We start from the raw sequence: 15868 nt of genomic DNA on the forward strand, positions 1-15868 counted from the left end.
GGATCAGGCGATGGCGGCGTGTTCCGGCTGGCGGGCGCCGCGGTGGCGGGGCGGTGCCCCGCCGAGCCGGCGCCGCGCCGCCACCAGCCGGCGGGACAGGTCCAGCCGCGCCGCGGCGCCGAGGGTTGCGGGCGCCACCAGATGCGCCATGCAGGACGCCCCGTCCATCGGCTGCAGAAGCAGGGCGCCGTCGTCCGGCGCGGCCGACAGCGGAACGATCGGCAGTCCCGCGTCGGTGGTCGCGGCGACCGCCTCGCCCTCCCCGGCCAGGGCGGCGGGCAGCGCCGCCGCCGCCGCCGCCAGGGGCAGGGGGACGTGCATGGCCCGCAGCGGGACCATGGCGTTGGCGCCGGCAAAGGGCCAGGGCGGCGCCGCGGCGCCGGCCGGCTCCAGGCAGCCCCAGACGAGACCGTGGACCTCCACCGCGCCGAAGGCGCGGACCCGGGCAGCGCGCGCCGGCTTGAGGCCGGGGTGGGCCGGGATGTGGGAGCATTGCCCCGCACCGTCGAAGGTCCAGCCATGGTAGGGGCAGAGAAGGGTGTCCCGCTGGACCGCGCCGAAGGACAGGCGCATGCCGCGATGGGGACAGCGGTCGCTCCACACCCTGGCGGCTCCGTCCTCGCCGCGCCAGACCACCAGCCGCTCGCCGAGGAGGACCGTCGGCACGACGGCTCCGGGGTGCAGGGTGGCGCCGGCGGTCAGCGGATACCAGGTGGCGTCCGCGGTTTCGCGCCCGTCCATCGGCATCGGCTCGCTCCCACTGGTTTGCTCGCAACGGGCCGCGTCCGGCGACCGTACCGGCAGCCTAGCCAGCGCCCGGAACGCCTCACAACACGGAAAATACAGCCCTTGGATCAGCATTTCTGAACGAAACCGGGACGGGCCGCCCCGTACAGTCCCGCTGTCCGCCGGCCGGGCGGACGCGCGACGAACGGGACGCGGAGCGTGCGGGCATGATCGAGGTGATCGTCACGAGGCGGGTCGAGGAGGCGGACAACATCTGCGTGCTCGACCTGGAACGGGCGGACGGCGGGTCCCTTCCGCCGTTCGACGCCGGGGCGCACGTCGAGGTGCACCTGCCCGACGGCCGGATCCGCCAGTACTCGCTGTGCAACCATCCCGACGAACGCACCCGCTATCAGATCGGCGTCCTGCGCGCCGAGCCGTCGCGGGGCGGCTCGGCGCACATCCACGACCGCATCCAGGTCGGGGGACGGCTGACCATCGGCGAGCCGCGCAACCTCTTCCCTCTCGACCTCCACGCCGATCACAGCCTGCTGATCGCCGGCGGCATAGGCGCGACGCCGCTGATCTGCATGGCCGAGCGCCTCCACGCCCTCGGCCGTCCCTTCGCGATGCACTGCTGCGCGCGCACCCTGTCCCGGCAGCCCTTCCGCGACCGCATCGCCCGCAGCCCCTTTGCCGACCGGGTCCGCTTCCACCTGGACGACGGCCCGGAGGAGCAACGGCTGGCGTGCTCGGCGGTCATCGGCGCTCCCGCGCCGGGACGGCACCTCTACGTCTGCGGCCCCACCGGCTTCATGGAGCACGTGCTCGCCGCGGCCCGCGAGCTGGGCTGGCCGGACGGCGCCCTGCACCGCGAATACTTCGAGGCGGCGGAGCGCACGGCGGGCGGCGACCGCCCCTTCGAGGTGGAGATCGCCAGCACCGGCGAGGTCTTCCAGATCCCCGCCGACCGCAGCATCGCCGAGGTTCTCGAGGACGCCGGCATGGTCCTTCCCCTGTCCTGCGAGCAGGGCGTCTGCGGCTCCTGCCTGACCCGTGTCCTGGAGGGCGAGCCCGACCACCGCGACCTGATCCTCAGCGCGGCGGAGCACGCGGCCAACGACCGGATGACGCCGTGCGTCTCGCGCTGCCTCGGCAGGCGGCTCGTGCTCGACCTGTGAGGCGCCGGAGCGTCGGGGACGGGCGGGTGGGTCGGATTTCCTGAATTCCCCAGCGGGGTGATCTTTCTTTCCCGTCCGGCGGCCGCCGGTACTCTGGTCGCCGTGACGCCAGCCGTGGGACGACCATGAACGCACTTGCCGATCCAGCGACGACCGGGCCGTCGCCCGCCGCCGCCGGGGTGACGGAGCGGCTCGCCCGCTTCGCCGCGGACCTGGCCTACGAGGCGCTTCCGCCCGCCGTCGCCGAGCAGGCGCGGCGTTCGCTGCTCGACACCGTCGGCGTCGCCCTGGCCGGCGCCGCCGTCGGCGAAGGCTTCCGGGAGGCGGTCTCCTGGGCCCTGGCCGAGGGCGGCCGGCCGCGGGCCCGCCTGTGGGCGACCGGGCAGGCGCTGGGCACGACCCAGGCGGCGTTCTGCAACACCCTCCACGCCCGCGCCCTGGACTACGACGACATCACGGAGTTCCCCCAGGTCCACGTGTCGGTGTGCGTGGTTCCGGCGGCGCTCGCCGCCGCCGAGTCCCTGGGCCGGCCGGTCGACGGGCGCACCCTGCTGGCCGCCGTCGTCGCCGGCAGCGAGGTGCAGGCCCGGCTGACCGCGGCCATCGCCCCCGCCTTCGACGCGACGCGCTTTCCGGTCACGCTGGCCACCCAGATCTTCGGCTACTTCGCCGCGGCCGCGGCGGCGGGGCGGGTGCTCGGGCTGGACGCCGACGGGATGCGCAACGCGTTCGGCCTGGCGATGATGCAGGCGACCGGCACCGAGGAGATGGTGGTCCACGCCACGCGCAGCGCCGGCAAGTGCCTGTACGCCGGGTTCAGCAACCAGGGCGGCGTGCAGGCCGCCCTGATGGCCCGCCACGGCGTGCCGGCGCTGGGCGAGCCGCTGGCCGGGCAGGCCGGGCTGCTCGCCGCCTTCTACGGCGGCCGGGGCGACCGCGACGCTTTGACCGCCGGCCTGGGCGAGCGCTACCGCTGCGTGGAGCGCTGCGTCAAGGGCATGCCCGGCACCCTGGTGGCGCACGCCTTCGTCGAGGCCGCCCTGTCGATCCTGCGCGACCACGCGCTGTCGGCGGGCGACGTGGAGCGGGTCGTCCTGCGGGTCGGCGGCTGGGGCCGCGCCATGTGCGAGCCGGCCGGCGAACGCCGCGCGCCGCCCTCGGCCGCGGCCGCCATGAACAGCATCCCCTTCCTCGTCGCCAAGGCGCTGGTCAACGGCGCGGTCGCCCTCGAGGACATGTCCGCCGCCGGCCGCGGGCAGCCGGCGGCGCTCGCCATGGCGCGGCGGATCGACCACGAGCACGACCCGTCGCTGGACACGCCGCACGGGCTGGAGCCCGGCGTGGTGGAGATCCGGACCGGGGCGGGCGGCCGTTTCCGGGCGCGGGTCGACAAGCCCCGCGGCCATCCCGCGCGGCCCCTCTCCTTCGAGGAGGTGGCCGGCAAGTTCCACCGCAACGCGGCGCTGGCATCCCACGACGAGGCCACCGCCGGGCGGATCGTCGAACTCGTCGGCCGGCTCGACGGCGTGGCCGACGTCCGCACCCTGGTCGACGCCGTCATCCCGCCCGGCGCCGCGCGACAAGAGAGGCAGTCATGACGCCACCCATCGAGGACCTGATCCGGCCGGACGCGGTCCACCGCTCGGTCTACACCGATCCCGCCATCTTCGAGCTGGAGATGGAGCGGATCTTCGGCCGGACCTGGGTTTTCCTCGCCCACGAGAGCGAGATCAAGCAGCCCGGCGACTACAAGACGACGACCATCGGCCGGCATCCGGTCATCGTCACGCGCCTGGAGGACGGCGGCGTGACCGCCCTGATCAACCGCTGCCGCCACCGCGGCCCGGTGGTCTGCCGGCGCGAGACGGGCAACGCCAAGTTCTTCCGCTGCCCCTATCACGCCTGGACCTACAACAACGGTGGCGACCTCGTGGCCGTCCCCATGCCGCAGGGCTACGGGTCGGATTTCCGCAAGGAGGAGCTCGGCCTGCTGAAGGTGCCGCGGGTCGCCAGCTACCAGGGGTTCGTCTTCGGCTCGCTCGCCGCCCAGGGGCCCGATCTGGAGACCCATCTGGGCGGGGTCCGGCGGTTCCTCGACGCCTATGTCGAGGTCTCGCCGACCGGCCGGCTCGACGTCTTCGCCGGCTACCAGAAATGCGCCTACAACGGGAACTGGAAGTACCAGCTCGAGAACGGCGTGGACCCCTACCACGTGGGCGCCCTGCACGCCAGCGCCGCCACGCCCGAGGCCATGCGGATCTACCGCCAGGGCAAGGGCTGCGTCATCGCCATGGACGGCCACGGCGTCACCGATCACACCGACTGGGGGCCGATGCCGGTGGACGCCAGCCTGTCCGGCGGCTTCAACCTGGTGATCTTCCCCAACCTGATCGTCCTGCGCAGCCAGATCCGCACGGTGCGCCCCATCACCGTCGACCGCACCGAGATCGTGACCAGCGTGGTCCGCCTGGAGGGCGTCGACGAGGCGGTGAACCTGCAGCGGATGCGCGACCAGGAGTTCGAGTTCGGGTCCGCCGGCACCTTCTTCGCCGACGACCTCGACATCTTCGAGCGGACGCAGCAGGGCCTGCGCAGCAGCGCCGTGGAATGGCTGGTGTTCGCCCGCGGCCTGGAGCGCGAGGCGGTGCGCGGCGGCTACGTGACGGGCGGCATGTCCGACGAGACCCAGCACCGCGGCATGTACCAGAACTGGAAGCGGTGGATGACCGGCGAGGCCGGTCTCGCCCTGGCCGCGGAGTGAGCGCATGACCGACCTGCACCGGGAGATCGAGGCCTTCCTCTACGCCGAGGCGCGCCTGCTCGACGAGGGGCGCAACGAGGAGTGGCTCGCCCTGTTCACCGACGACGCGCTGTACTGGGTTCCCGCCGGGCGCGGCGAGATCGACCCGACCCGCCACGTGTCCATCATCCACGACGACCGGACGGCGCTGGCGCGGCGGGTAAAGCGCCTCGCCTCGGGGCAGGCCTACGCCCAGGACCCGGCGTCGCGCACCCACCGGCTGGTCTCCAACGTGGCAGTCGAACGCGTCGGCGCGGACGGCGCCGAGGTCGAGGTCACCTGCGTCATGCTGCTGGCCGAACTCGCCCGGCACCGCCAGACCCTCTATCCCGCCCGCTGCGACTTCACCCTGCGGCGGCGCGACGGCGGCTGGGCGATCGCCCGCAAGCGGGTCAACCTGCTGGCCAGCGACGAACCCCTGGAAGCCCTCGGCTTCCTCGTGTAGCGGCGATGGCGGGACGATCGGACGCGGGCGGCTCCCGGGAGGATTCCTGGGTCATCGCCAACGAATTCGCCGGCGTGCGGATCCGGGTGGACCGGACGGGGCACGACCCCCGGCTCGTGGTGGAGGACCTGTCGGGCGAGGCACGCATCCTGCTCGACGCCCTGACCTTGGCCTCCCTGGCCCGGGAGCGGCCGGACCGGCTCGCCTGTCACCTGTTTCCCGGCGACCCGGACGGCGAGGGGAGCGACTGACGGACGGCCGCTGGCGTGGAACTTGCTTGACCCTGGGGCCGGTGTCTCGGTTCCGGGTGCCCGTGGAAGGGGAGTCAAGCAAGCCATGGCATCGTCTCTCGCGAATCTCGATGCAACGTCCAAGTTGACGGACGCTGCGAAGAGCATCATTCCGAGAATAACCCTTCGCCAAATGGTCTATTTTGCTTCGGCGGCCAAGCACGAGAGTGCGATTCGTGCCGCCGAGGAACTGAACGTCTCCCCGCCTGCCATTTCCGGCGCCATCTCCTGCCTGGAAAGTGTCCTCGGCGAACAGCTCTTCATCAGGCGGCACGCCCGCGGCCTCGTGCTGACGAAGGAGGGCCGCCAGCTGCTGCTGGAGGTGCGGGAGATCGTCGACCGTGTCCACGAGATCGAATCCGCCCGCAAGCGCGCCCAGCCCCATCAGAAGCGCCCCATCTTCCTGGGCTGCCTCGGCGACATCGCGCCGGCCATCCTGCCACCCCTGGTGCGCGGCTTCGCCGACCGCCATGCGGACGTCGAGATCAAGTGGTCGACGGGCGAGTACGGTCCGCTGATGCAGCGGCTGAAGGAGGGGAACCTCGACCTCGTCATCGCGCTCGACTTCGAGAGCACGCCCACCCTGCGCAACAGCGTCCTCCACCGGACGCCGGCGCTGTGCGTGCTGCCGGAGGGGCACCGCCTGGCGGGCGGCGCCATCGACCTCGCGGCGCTGGCCGGAGAGCCCTTCATCCTCCTGGACATCCCGCGCACCCGCGACTACTTCCTCTCGGTCTTCGGCACCCGCGGCCTGCAGCCCAGCATCGCCCACCGCGTCGCCTCGGCCGACATGGTGCGCAGCTTGGTGGCGAACGGCTTCGGCTATTCCCTGCTGAACTTCATGACGCCGAGCTCGCACCGCGCCGTCTACTGTCCCATCGTCGGCGAGGACGATCCGTCCAGCCTGGTGGCAATCCACCATTTCAAGCGCCGGATCTCCTCCGCCCTGGAGGACCTGATCGATCTGACCCGGGAGACGGTGGCGCAGAGCCGGATCTGCGGCTGACGCGGCCTCCCGTCAGCCCCTGGCGCGGCCCTTCAGGTAGGTGCCCACCTCGCCGTCGCAGCTTTGGCTGACCCGCTCGTATTCGTCGACGGTGTCGATGCGCGCCTGGCGCTTCTCGCGCTCGCGGGCGAAGTCCCTGAGGATCTTCTTCATCTCCGCTTCGACGGGGCGGCGCAGCGCCGACATCACCTGGTTCTGGCTGCGGCCCCGCTTGGTGCCGACGCGGCCGACGACGCTGTCGAGCCGCCGCTTCACGATCGGCCGGTATTCCTCGACCAAGGCCTCGTCGACCGCCACGTGCCGCATCTCGTGCGTCAGAACCTCGTCGTGGATGCAGCTGCCGCGTGGCAGCTCGCGGGCGACGTAGACGGTCCGCTCCTGGGCGCCGAAGGTGATGTCGACAGTCGACAGGGCGCCGCAGAAGGAGCCGTCGCCCAGACGCTGGAAGCCGACGGCGATTTCCGAGCGTTCGCCGAATTCGACCTGGGTCAGGCCGAGGACGTGGCCGCGCCCGGCTCCGGCCGGGCCGGGCGCGCGCCCGGGCAGCGCCGCGAGCTGGTCGACCGATCGGCCGAAATCATGGGACAGCGGCGCCATCCGCAGATCCACCGTCACTGTCGGGGGCTCGAAGCTCGGGCATCCCGGGCTCTCGGCCGCCGCGGCGGCCGGCGGCCAGAGCGCGGCGGCGGAGACGGCGAGTGCGGCGAGGAGGGCGCGGGGCGGGATCATGGCCCCAATGTCGGGCCGTTCCCGCCCCGGGACAAGCCTCAGCCGGCGCGGCCGGGGAAGAGGAAGCGCGTCTTCAGCGTGCCGTCGATGGCGCGCAGGTCGTTCAGCACGTCCTGCTCGTCGGCCTCGCCGTCGACGTCGATCACGACGTAGCCCAGCTCCGGGTCCGTCTGCAGGTACTGGGCGGCGATGTTGAGGTTGCGCGACGAGAACACGTCGGTGATCTTGCGCAGCACGCCCGGCACGTTGCGGTGGATGTGCAGGAAGCGGGTGGCGCCGTCGTGGGTCGGCAGGGTGACCTGCGGGAAGTTGACCGAACCGACGGTGGAGCCGTTGTCGGAGTACTCGATCAGCTTCTGCGCCACCTCGGTGCCGATGTTCTCCTGCGCCTCGACGGTGGAGCCGCCGATGTGCGGCGTCAGGATCACGTTGAGGCGGCCGCGCAGCGGGCTCTCGAACGCCTCGCCGTCGCCCGACGGCTCCTTGGGGAAGACGTCCAGCGCGGCGCCGAGGATGTGGCCCTCGTCGAGGAAGCCGGTCAGGGCGTCGATGTCGACCACCTTGCCGCGGGCGAGATTGATCAGGTAGCTGCCGCGCTTCATGGCGCGCATCTGCGCCGCGCCGAACATGTTGCGGGTCTGCGGGGTGTCGGGGACGTGCAGGGTCACCACGTCGGACTCCGCCAGCAGCTCGTCCAGCGTGTTGCTGGGCTGGGCGTTGCCGAGCGCCAGCTTGCGGGCGATGTCGTAATAGCGGACCTTCATGCCCATCGCCTCGGCCAGGACCGACACCTGGCTGCCGATGTGCCCGTAGCCGACGATGCCCAGGGTCTTGCCGCGGATCTCGTAGGAATTCTTGGCGCTCTTCATCCAGCCGCCGCGATGGACGTCGGTCGACTTCTCGAAGATGCCGCGCATCAGCATGATCACGTCGCCGATCACCAGCTCCGCCACCGACCGGGTGTTGGAGTAGGGGGCGTTGAACACCGGGATGCCGTGGCGCCGCGCCGCCTTCAGGTCGACCTGGTTGGTGCCGATGCAGAAGCAGCCGACGCAGAACAGGCGCTGCGCGGCGTCCAGCACGCGCGCGGTGAGGTTGGTGCGCGAGCGGATGCCGATCATGTGGACCGAGCCGATGCGGCGCAGCAGCTCCTCCTCGTCGAGCGCGTGGGGCAGGCGCTCCACCGTGGCGTAGCCGCGCACCGCCAGCTCGGCGATGGCGTTGTCGTGCACCCCCTCGAGCAGGAGGATGTTGATCTTGTCCTTGGAAAGCGAAAGCTTGGTCACGGCGGCAATCCTCGTGTCGCGGTCCCACACGAACGAAACGGGCGGTGACCGGGGCACATCGTCGCACCGCCTGACGGGAGCGGCGGGACAGTAGCGGCTGGCGCCCGCCTTGTCACGGGCTTCGGCGCCGTCGCAAGGCCGCTTGGCGCCCGACGCAGGGCGCGCTATCAGTCCGGGGCAGGCAAGGAGGGACGAGGATGCGTGGAACGACGATGGGGCTGCTGGTGCTGGCGGCGACGGTGGCGGCGGGCGCGCCGGCGGACGCCGCGAGCTTCCGCTGTTCCGAGGCGAAGCGGCCGGTGGAGGAGCTGATCTGCTCCATGCCCGAACTGTCGCGGGCCGACGAGCTGATGGGAGAGGCCTACGCCGCCCTGCTCAAGGCCGCCGGCGAGCGCAACCTGGACCCCGCCCTGCTGGAGCGCCTGCGCAAGGGACAGCGCGACTGGCTCGCGCTGCGCAACCGCACCTGCACGGTGCCGGCCGGCACCGCCACCCCGGGCGAGCTGACCGGCGCCGGCGACTGCCTGTTCGCCCTGACCAGCGAACGGACCGAGGACCTGCGCAGCCTGCTCGAAGGGCTGCCGATCAGCGCCATGATCGATCCGCAGCCGGTCCAGGAGAGCAACGACGCCAAGCGCTACGAGCTCGACGTCACCTATCCGGCGCTGGCGTCCGAGGTGGCCGGCGCGGACGGCTTCAACGCCCTGGTGGAGAAGCGCGTGCAGGCGCGCGTCGAGGCCTTCCGGGCCGAGGCGGAGAAGGCCGAGCCGGTGGAGGATTTCCGTTCCACCCTGACGATCGGCTACGACATCGTCTACGCCTCGCCGCAGCTCATCTCGGTCTCCTTCGCGATCGCCGAGTTTCCCGCCGGCGCCGCCCACGGCCTCACCGTGCAGACCAGCCTGCACTACGACCTGGCGGGGCAGCGGGCGCTGGCGGCCGACGACGTGTTCCGCCCCGACAGCGGCTGGCAGGCGGCGGTGGCCGGCCATGCCCTGGCGGAGCTGCGGCGTCAGGGCCGCGAGGACGATTTCGAGCTGTTCGACGGCGCCGCCGACGCGGTGGCCGGCACGGTCGCCGACCTGTCCCACTGGCGGCTGGGCGAGGACATGGCGACCGTCGTCTTCGACCCCTACGCCGTCGCCGCCTACGCCGTCGGTCCGCGCGAGGTCAGCATCGGCTACTCCCTGCTGGCCCCCTTCCTGCGGCCCGACGGGCCGCTGCCGCCCAAGCCCTGACCGGAGGATGCCATGAGCGAGCCCGTGACCATCTACCACAACCCGCGCTGCACCAAGTCGCGGCAGACCTTGGAGCTGCTGCGCTCCAGGGGCATCGAGCCGACGGTGGTGGACTATCTGAAGACCCCGCCGACGGCGGCCGAGCTGGCCCGCATCCTCGCGGCGCTCGGCAAGCGGCCGGCGGAGCTGCTGCGCGCCAAGGAGGCGGCGGAGGCGGCGATCGGCCGCGACCTCGACGACGAGGCGCTGATCGCCGCCATGGTGGCCAACCCCGCGGTCATCGAACGGCCGATCGTCGTCAGGGGCGACAAGGCCCGCGTCGGCCGGCCGCCGGAGAGCGTCCTCGACATCCTCTGACGGACGGACAGGGGAAACGAACCCCCGCTGCGACGGTTGGAGGCGGCAAGCCGGCACGACCCGCCGGCCCCTGCCACCCGCCGTCGGAGGACCCATGCACGGACGTCCCGCAGGCCTGCTGCTGGCCGCCACCGCCCTTGCCGCCGCCCCGGCGCTTGCCCAATCGGAAAAACCCGGATCGGGCAAGTCCGATACGGTCGAGATCGTCGGCCACATCCTGGAGCCGCAGCCGCTCGATCCCACGCCCGACCGCACGGCCGGGCTGACCGTGCCCGACGGCTTCCGGATCGAGCGGTTCGCCGACGGCCTGGCGAACCCCCGCATGCTGGCGGTGGCCGGCGACGGCACGGTCTACGTGACCCGCCGCGAGGTCGGCGACGTGGTGATGCTGAGGGACGAGGACGGCGACGGGCGGGCCGACCGCCGGGAGACGGTGGCGAGCCGGCCCGGCATGCACGGCATCGCCGTCGACGGCGACCGCATGTACCTGGCGACGGTCAAGGACGTCTACGCCGCCGACATCCATGAGGACGGCCGGCTCGGCGAGCTGGAGCACCTGATCGACGACCTGCCGGACGGCGGCCAGCACCCCAACCGCACCCTGGCCGTCGGTCCCGACGGGATGCTCTACGTTTCGGTCGGCAGCACCTGCAACGCCTGCGCCGAGACCAACCCCGAGAACGCGACGATCCTGCGCGTCGAGCCCGACGGCAGCCGGCGCACCATCGTCGCCTCGGGCCTGCGCAACACCATCGGCTTCGGCTGGCAGCCGGAGACCGGGCAGATGTGGGGCATGGACCACGGCATCGACTGGCTCGGCGACGACGAGCAGCCGGAGGAGCTCAACCGCATCGTCGAGGGCGCGAAGTACGGCTGGCCCTACGTCTACGCCGACGGCACGCTCAACCCGGCCGACGAGCCGCCGGGCGGCATCCCGCCCGAACAGTGGGCGGCGCAGAGCGAAGGCCCGGTCCTCACCTACACGGCGCACGCCGCACCCATGCAGATGGCCTTTCACACCGGCGACGGCTTTCCCGCGGCGTACCGCGGCGACGCCTTCGTCGCCATGCGCGGCTCGTGGAACCGCACGCCGCCGTCCGGCTACGAGGTCGTCCGCATCGACTTCGAGAACGGCGAACCCAGGCGCATCGAGCCCTTCGTCGGCGGCTTCCTGGTCGAACAGGGCGACGGCTACGGCCAGCTCGGCCGCCTTGCCGGCGTCGCCGTGGCGCCGGACGGATCCCTGCTGTTCAGCGACGACCGCGGCGGCGTGATCTACCGCGTGCGCTACGACGGTCCGCTGCAGGCGCAGGCCGGGCGCGGCGGGGCGGCGGAGTCCAGCGGCGCGTCGGCGTCCCCGTCCGACGGGTCGGGGTCGTCCGGTCGGGAGGGCCCGGAGGAGATGGCGATCGCCATGCTCGACGCCGGCGCCGGCTCGCTGGAGGTCGAGTCCAAGCGCTTCCGTGACGGCGCGCGCATCCCCAACGCCTTCTCCGAGTACGGCCAGGGTATATCGCCCCCGCTGTCATGGTCGGAGGTGCCGGCGGGAACCGTGAGCTTCGCCATCGTCGTGGAAGACCCCGACGCCGGACCCAAGCCGTTCGTCCATTGGCTGGCCTACAACATCCCGGCCGACGTGCGCTCGTTGCGCGAGGGCATGCCGACCGAGCCGCGGCTTACCATGCCCGACGGCGTGCTGCAGGGCGTCAACTCCCACGGCTCGACCGGCTATTTCGGCATGAAGCCGCCCGACGGCGATCCTCCGCACACCTACCATTTCCAGGTCTTCGCGCTGGACACCACGCTCGACCTGCCGCCGGGCGCGGACCGCGCGGAACTCGTCGCGGCCATGAAGGGCCATGTGCTGGCCCAGGGGCAGTTCACCGGCACCTTCCGCAAGCCGGGAGCGTGATCGCCCGGCTCTGGGGACGGCGCGGCTTCGGCGCTCCGCCCCGGCGGAGCGTCAACGGGGTGGGGTGCGAAGGCGCTCCACCGCCCATCGGGCCGCGTCGCGCACCACCTCGTCCGGGTCGTCCAACCGCTCGGCCGCCACCTCGGCCATCGCCGGGTCGCCGCTGTTGCCGAGCGCCACCAGCACGTTGCGCACGAAGCGGTCGCGGCCCAGGCGCTTGATCGGCGACGCGGTGAACAGCGCCCGGAAGCCGGCGTCGTCGAGGCGCGCCAGCTCCGCCAGCTTCGGCGCGGTCAGCGCCTCGCGCGGCAGGAAGGCCGCTTCACGGCTCGCCCGGGCGAAGCGGTTCCAGGGGCAGACGGCGAGGCAGTCGTCGCAGCCGTAGATGCGGTTGCCGATGGCCTCGCGGAACTCCTCGGGGATCGGCCCCTTGTGCTCGTTGGTGAGGTAGGCGATGCAGCGCCGGGCGTCGAGCTTGTAGGGCTCGGGGAAGGCGTCGGTGGGGCAGATGTCCTGGCAGCGCCGGCAGGTGCCGCAGCGGTCGCGCTCCGCCGGGTCGGGCGGCAGGTCCAGGGTCGTGTAGATCTCGCCGAGGAACAGCCAGCTGCCGTGGCGGCGCGACACCAGGACCGTGTGCTTGCCCTGCCAGCCGATGCCGCTGCGCGCCGCCAGCGGCTTTTCCATCACCGGGGCGGTGTCGACGAACACCTTCACGCCGGCGTCGAAGCGCTGGTGCATCCACTGGGCGATCTGCTTGAGCCGGCCCTTGATCAGGTCGTGGTAGTCGCGGTTGCGGGCGTAGGCCGAGATCAGGCCGCGGTCCTTGTGCTCCAGCAACGCCAGCGGGTCCTCGGCGGGGGCGTAGGAGAGGCCCAGCACGACGACGCTGCGCACCTCGTCCCAGAGTGCCCGCGGGTCGCCGCGGCGCTCCGCCGTCTCGGCCATCCAGTCCATGGTGCCGTGCCAGCCCCGCTCCAGGGCGTGGGCGAGGCGGTCGCGGTCGGTGTCGCTCAGCTCGGCGCGGGCGAAGCCGACGGCGTCGAAGCCGAGCGCGCGGGCCTGGGCGGCGATGGCGTCCTTGCGGTGCTGCGGGGTCGCCTCAGCCGCGGCCACGGTAGGGGGCCACGTCCTGCGTCGGGATCCACACGCCCTCGGGCGGCGGCCCGGACTGGTAGAACACGTCGATGGGGATGCCGCCGCGCGGGTACCAGTAGCCGCCGATGCGCAGCCACAGCGGCGACAGCTCCGTCTCCAGGCGCTTGGCGATGGAGACGGTGCAGGCTTCGTGGAAGGCGCCGTGGTTGCGGAAGCTGAAGAGGTAGAGCTTCAGCGACTTGCTCTCCACCAGCCAGTCGCCGGGGACGTAGTCGATCACCAGGTGGGCGAAGTCGGGCTGGCCGGTGATCGGGCACAGCGAGGTGAACTCCGGGGCGGTGAAGCGCACGAGGTAGCGCTCGCCCGGGTGCGGGTTCGGCACGCGCTCCAGCACCGCCGCCTCGGGCGAGGCCGGCTGGTCCGTCCGGGTGCCGAGCTGGGTCAGGTTGCGGTAGATGGTCTCGTCGCTCATCAGCGTCCTCCCGAGCCGGTCTTCGGCAGGGACAGCGGGTCGGGCAGGGCGGGCAGGTCGCCCTGCGCTAGCTCCTCCTCCCAGGCCCGCGCCGTCTCCTCGAAGCGGCCCTCGGCGATGGCGGCGCGCAAGCCGGCCATCAGGTCCTGGTAGAAATGCAGGTTGTGCCAGGTCAACAGCATCGGCCCCAACATCTCACCGGCGCGGAACAGATGGTGCAGGTAGCCGCGGCTGTAGTGGCGGCAGGCCGGGCAGCCGCAGCGCTCGTCCATCGGCCGCTCGTCGTGGGCGTGGCGGGCGTTGCGCAGGTTGAGCGTGCCGCGCCGCACGAAGGCCTGGCCGGTGCGCCCCGAGCGGGTCGGCATCACGCAGTCGAACATGTCGACGCCGCGCCGCACCGCGCCGATCAGGTCGCTGGGGCGGCCGACGCCCATGAGGTAGCGCGGCCGGTCGGCGGGCAGGGCGGGCGCGGTGAAGTCGAGCACCCGGAACATCTCGTTCTGGCCCTCGCCGACGGCGAGCCCGCCGATGGCGTAGCCGTCGAAGCCGATCCCGGCCAGCGCCGCGACCGATTCCATCCGCAGGTCCTCGTAGACGCCGCCCTGGACGATGCCGAACAGGCCGTATCCCGGCCGCTCGACGAAGGCGGCGCGGCTGCGCCCGGCCCAGCGCATCGACAGGCGCATGGAGGCCGCGGCCTGCTCGTGGGTCGCCGGGAAGGGCGTGCACTCGTCGAAGCACATGGTGATGTTGGAATCCAGCAGATGCTGGATCTCCATGGAGCGCTCCGGCGTCAGGTGGTGGCGCGAGCCGTCGAGGTGCGACTTGAAGGTCACCCCCTGCTCGTCGATGGTCCGCAGGTCGGCCAGCGACATCACCTGGAAGCCGCCGCTGTCGGTGAGGATCGGCCCCGGCCAGTTCATGAAGCGGTGCAGCCCGCCGAGTTGCGCCACCCGCTCGGCGGTGGGGCGCAGCATCAGGTGGTAGGTGTTGCCGAGGATGATCTGCGCGCCCGTGGCGGCGACCTGGTCGGGGTGCATGCCCTTGACCGTGGCCGCCGTCCCCACCGGCATGAAGGCGGGCGTGTCGACGGTGCCGTGGGCGGTGGCGAGGCGGCCGCGCCGGGCCTGCCCGTCGGTCGCCAGCAGCTCGAAGGTCAGGCCGGTCACGAGGTCCTCCGCAAGAGCGTGGCGTCGCCGTAGGAATAGAAGCGGTATTCGGCGGCGATGGCGTGGGCGTACGCCGCGCGCATGCGCTCCATGCCGGCGAAGGCGCAGACGAGCATGAACAGGGTCGAGCGGGGCAGGTGGAAGTTCGTCAGCAACAGGTCGACGATGCGGAAGCGGTAGCCGGGATAGATGAAGATGTCGGTCTCGTCGGCGAAGGGGGCCAGCGTGCCGTCCGCCGCGGCCGCCGATTCCAGGACGCGCAGCGAGGTGGTGCCCACCGACAGGACCCGGCCGCCGGCGGCGCGGGCCGCGTTGATGGCGTCGGCCGTCTCGGCCGGGATGACGCCGTACTCCGCGTGCATCCGGTGCTCGCGGACGTCGTCGACCTTCACCGGCAGGAAGGTGCCGGCGCCGACGTGCAGGGTGACCGGCACGCGGCGCACCCCGCGCGCCTCCAGCCGTTCCAGCAGGTCGGGCGTGAAGTGCAGGCCCGCCGTCGGGGCGGCGACGGCGCCCTCGTGACGGGCGAAGACGGTCTGGTAATCCTCGCGGTCGCCCGCCTCCGCGCCTTCGGGCCGGCGGATGTAGGGCGGCAGGGGCACCGCGCCGTGGGCGTGCAGGCGCTCGAACAGGGCGGCGCCGCCGACGTTGAAGCGCAGGCGCACCTCGCCGCCCTCGCGCTTCTCCTCCACCGTGGCGGTGAAGTCCTCGGCGAAGGCGATGGCGTCGCCCACCCGCAGGCGCTTGCCCGGCCGGGCGAAGGCGGCCCAGGCGTCGTCGCCCTCGCGCTTGTGGAGCAGCGCCTCGACGCGCACCGCGCCGCGCTGCCCGTGCAGGCGGGCGGGGATGACGCGGGTGTCGTTGTAGACCATGACGTCGCCCGGGCGCAGCAGGTCGGGCAGGTCGCGCACGATGCGGTCGTGCAGCGCCTCGCCCACGTCGAGCAGGCGCGCGGCGTCGCGAGGCCGCACCGGATGGTCGGCGATCCGTTCGGGCGGCAGATGGAAGTCGAAATCGGCGGTTTTCATGGAAGGCGCTGATATAGGGCATCGCCGGCGCCAAGGGAAGCGGCCTGCGCGCCGCTGCCCGATACATCGCGTCACGCAGCGGGTGGGCATGCCGCACCGCCGAACACGCCACCCGCACGGAATCACCCGTTCCC

The 15868-nt window shown here is 72.3% G+C and carries 16 protein-coding genes; 9 read left to right on the top strand and 7 right to left on the bottom strand.

The window, feature by feature from the left end; all coding sequences use genetic code 11:
• Nucleotides 1–3: 3 nt before the first annotated feature.
• Nucleotides 4–741 carry a Rieske 2Fe-2S domain-containing protein gene (locus tag ACSBPG_RS27830; protein ID WP_435540503.1) on the bottom strand — a complete coding sequence of 246 codons (738 nt, stop codon included), beginning with the start codon at nt 739–741 and terminating at the stop codon, nt 4–6.
• Nucleotides 742–953: 212 nt separating this feature from the next.
• Here ACSBPG_RS27830 and ACSBPG_RS27835 point away from each other — a divergent pair, with 212 nt between their 5' ends.
• The 6 genes from ACSBPG_RS27835 to ACSBPG_RS27860 all read left to right on the top strand — a co-directional run bounded on the left by ACSBPG_RS27835 (nt 954) and on the right by ACSBPG_RS27860 (nt 6448).
• Entirely contained in the window at nt 954–1907 is a 954-nt protein-coding gene (locus ACSBPG_RS27835) for a PDR/VanB family oxidoreductase (RefSeq protein WP_435540504.1), read from the top strand.
• A 125-nt stretch (nt 1908–2032) separates the two neighbouring features.
• Nucleotides 2033–3505: an MmgE/PrpD family protein gene (locus ACSBPG_RS27840; protein WP_435540505.1), complete on the top strand. Its 1473-nt coding sequence runs from the start codon at nt 2033–2035 to the stop codon at nt 3503–3505.
• Nucleotides 3502–4668: an aromatic ring-hydroxylating oxygenase subunit alpha gene (locus ACSBPG_RS27845; protein ID WP_435540506.1), complete on the top strand. Its 1167-nt coding sequence runs from the start codon at nt 3502–3504 to the stop codon at nt 4666–4668. Before ACSBPG_RS27840 ends, ACSBPG_RS27845 begins: the two co-directional genes overlap by 4 nt.
• A gap of 4 nt (nt 4669–4672) precedes the next feature.
• Entirely contained in the window at nt 4673–5152 is a 480-nt protein-coding gene (locus ACSBPG_RS27850) for an aromatic-ring-hydroxylating dioxygenase subunit beta (protein WP_435540507.1), read from the top strand.
• 5 nt (nt 5153–5157) lie between these two features.
• Nucleotides 5158–5403, top strand: coding sequence for a hypothetical protein (locus tag ACSBPG_RS27855; protein ID WP_435540508.1), 246 nt, complete (start codon nt 5158–5160; stop codon nt 5401–5403).
• 172 nt (nt 5404–5575) lie between these two features.
• Nucleotides 5576–6448: a LysR substrate-binding domain-containing protein gene (locus ACSBPG_RS27860; protein ID WP_435540509.1), complete on the top strand. Its 873-nt coding sequence runs from the start codon at nt 5576–5578 to the stop codon at nt 6446–6448.
• A 12-nt stretch (nt 6449–6460) separates the two neighbouring features.
• Here ACSBPG_RS27860 and ACSBPG_RS27865 read toward each other — a convergent pair whose 3' ends face one another.
• Nucleotides 6461–7177 (bottom strand): hypothetical protein, encoded by a 717-nt coding sequence (locus ACSBPG_RS27865; protein WP_435540510.1) that lies wholly within the window; start codon nt 7175–7177, stop codon nt 6461–6463.
• Between the two features lie 38 nt (nt 7178–7215).
• Nucleotides 7216–8463, bottom strand: a complete 1248-nt coding sequence (gene serA, locus ACSBPG_RS27870; protein ID WP_435540511.1) for a phosphoglycerate dehydrogenase — start codon at nt 8461–8463, stop codon at nt 7216–7218.
• A gap of 197 nt (nt 8464–8660) precedes the next feature.
• Here serA and ACSBPG_RS27875 point away from each other — a divergent pair, with 197 nt between their 5' ends.
• From ACSBPG_RS27875 to ACSBPG_RS27885, 3 genes are all read left to right on the top strand, one after another.
• Nucleotides 8661–9701 carry a DUF3298 domain-containing protein gene (locus ACSBPG_RS27875; RefSeq protein ID WP_435540512.1) on the top strand — a complete coding sequence of 347 codons (1041 nt, stop codon included), beginning with the start codon at nt 8661–8663 and terminating at the stop codon, nt 9699–9701.
• 12 nt (nt 9702–9713) lie between these two features.
• Nucleotides 9714–10058 carry an arsenate reductase (glutaredoxin) gene (gene arsC / locus ACSBPG_RS27880; RefSeq protein ID WP_435540513.1) on the top strand — a complete coding sequence of 115 codons (345 nt, stop codon included), beginning with the start codon at nt 9714–9716 and terminating at the stop codon, nt 10056–10058.
• 94 nt (nt 10059–10152) lie between these two features.
• A complete protein-coding gene (locus ACSBPG_RS27885; protein ID WP_435540514.1) occupies nt 10153–11970 on the top strand; it encodes a YbhB/YbcL family Raf kinase inhibitor-like protein in 1818 nt (605 codons plus the stop codon).
• 51 nt (nt 11971–12021) lie between these two features.
• On the opposite strand, the gene queG is transcribed toward ACSBPG_RS27885, so the two are convergent.
• Genes queG through queA form a run of 4 tightly spaced genes read right to left on the bottom strand, consistent with a single transcriptional unit; the run spans nt 12022 to nt 15734 of the window.
• Nucleotides 12022–13083: a tRNA epoxyqueuosine(34) reductase QueG gene (gene queG / locus ACSBPG_RS27890; protein WP_435540515.1), complete on the bottom strand. Its 1062-nt coding sequence runs from the start codon at nt 13081–13083 to the stop codon at nt 12022–12024.
• On the bottom strand, nt 13070–13537 hold the full coding sequence (gene queF / locus ACSBPG_RS27895; protein ID WP_435540516.1) for a preQ(1) synthase: 468 nt from the start codon (nt 13535–13537) through the stop codon (nt 13070–13072). The genes queG and queF overlap by 14 nt, the downstream gene beginning before the upstream one ends.
• A complete protein-coding gene (tgt, locus tag ACSBPG_RS27900; protein WP_435540517.1) occupies nt 13537–14706 on the bottom strand; it encodes a tRNA guanosine(34) transglycosylase Tgt in 1170 nt (389 codons plus the stop codon). Before tgt ends, queF begins: the two co-directional genes overlap by 1 nt.
• On the bottom strand, nt 14703–15734 hold the full coding sequence (gene queA, locus ACSBPG_RS27905) for a tRNA preQ1(34) S-adenosylmethionine ribosyltransferase-isomerase QueA (protein WP_435540518.1): 1032 nt from the start codon (nt 15732–15734) through the stop codon (nt 14703–14705). Before queA ends, tgt begins: the two co-directional genes overlap by 4 nt.
• Nucleotides 15735–15868: the final 134 nt, after the last annotated feature.

Source organism: Azospirillum sp. ST 5-10 (assembly GCF_051225715.1).
GTDB lineage: Bacteria > Pseudomonadota > Alphaproteobacteria > Azospirillales > Azospirillaceae > Azospirillum.

What these genes read in the sequence shown, in the direction of transcription:
- ACSBPG_RS27840 (WP_435540505.1), top strand. Translation starts at nt 2,033, where the DNA reads ATGAACGCACTTGCCGATCCAGCGACGACCGGGCCGTCGCCCGCCGCC.
- ACSBPG_RS27835 (WP_435540504.1), top strand. Translation starts at nt 954, where the DNA reads ATGATCGAGGTGATCGTCACGAGGCGGGTCGAGGAGGCGGACAACATC.
- ACSBPG_RS27885 (WP_435540514.1), top strand. Translation starts at nt 10,153, where the DNA reads ATGCACGGACGTCCCGCAGGCCTGCTGCTGGCCGCCACCGCCCTTGCC.
- queA (WP_435540518.1), bottom strand. Translation starts at nt 15,734, where the DNA reads ATGAAAACCGCCGATTTCGACTTCCATCTGCCGCCCGAACGGATCGCC.
- ACSBPG_RS27850 (WP_435540507.1), top strand. Translation starts at nt 4,673, where the DNA reads ATGACCGACCTGCACCGGGAGATCGAGGCCTTCCTCTACGCCGAGGCG.
- ACSBPG_RS27875 (WP_435540512.1), top strand. Translation starts at nt 8,661, where the DNA reads ATGCGTGGAACGACGATGGGGCTGCTGGTGCTGGCGGCGACGGTGGCG.
- queF (WP_435540516.1), bottom strand. Translation starts at nt 13,537, where the DNA reads ATGAGCGACGAGACCATCTACCGCAACCTGACCCAGCTCGGCACCCGG.
- ACSBPG_RS27855 (WP_435540508.1), top strand. Translation starts at nt 5,158, where the DNA reads ATGGCGGGACGATCGGACGCGGGCGGCTCCCGGGAGGATTCCTGGGTC.
- ACSBPG_RS27845 (WP_435540506.1), top strand. Translation starts at nt 3,502, where the DNA reads ATGACGCCACCCATCGAGGACCTGATCCGGCCGGACGCGGTCCACCGC.
- ACSBPG_RS27830 (WP_435540503.1), bottom strand. Translation starts at nt 741, where the DNA reads ATGGACGGGCGCGAAACCGCGGACGCCACCTGGTATCCGCTGACCGCC.
- ACSBPG_RS27865 (WP_435540510.1), bottom strand. Translation starts at nt 7,177, where the DNA reads ATGATCCCGCCCCGCGCCCTCCTCGCCGCACTCGCCGTCTCCGCCGCC.
- ACSBPG_RS27860 (WP_435540509.1), top strand. Translation starts at nt 5,576, where the DNA reads ATGGTCTATTTTGCTTCGGCGGCCAAGCACGAGAGTGCGATTCGTGCC.
- arsC (WP_435540513.1), top strand. Translation starts at nt 9,714, where the DNA reads ATGAGCGAGCCCGTGACCATCTACCACAACCCGCGCTGCACCAAGTCG.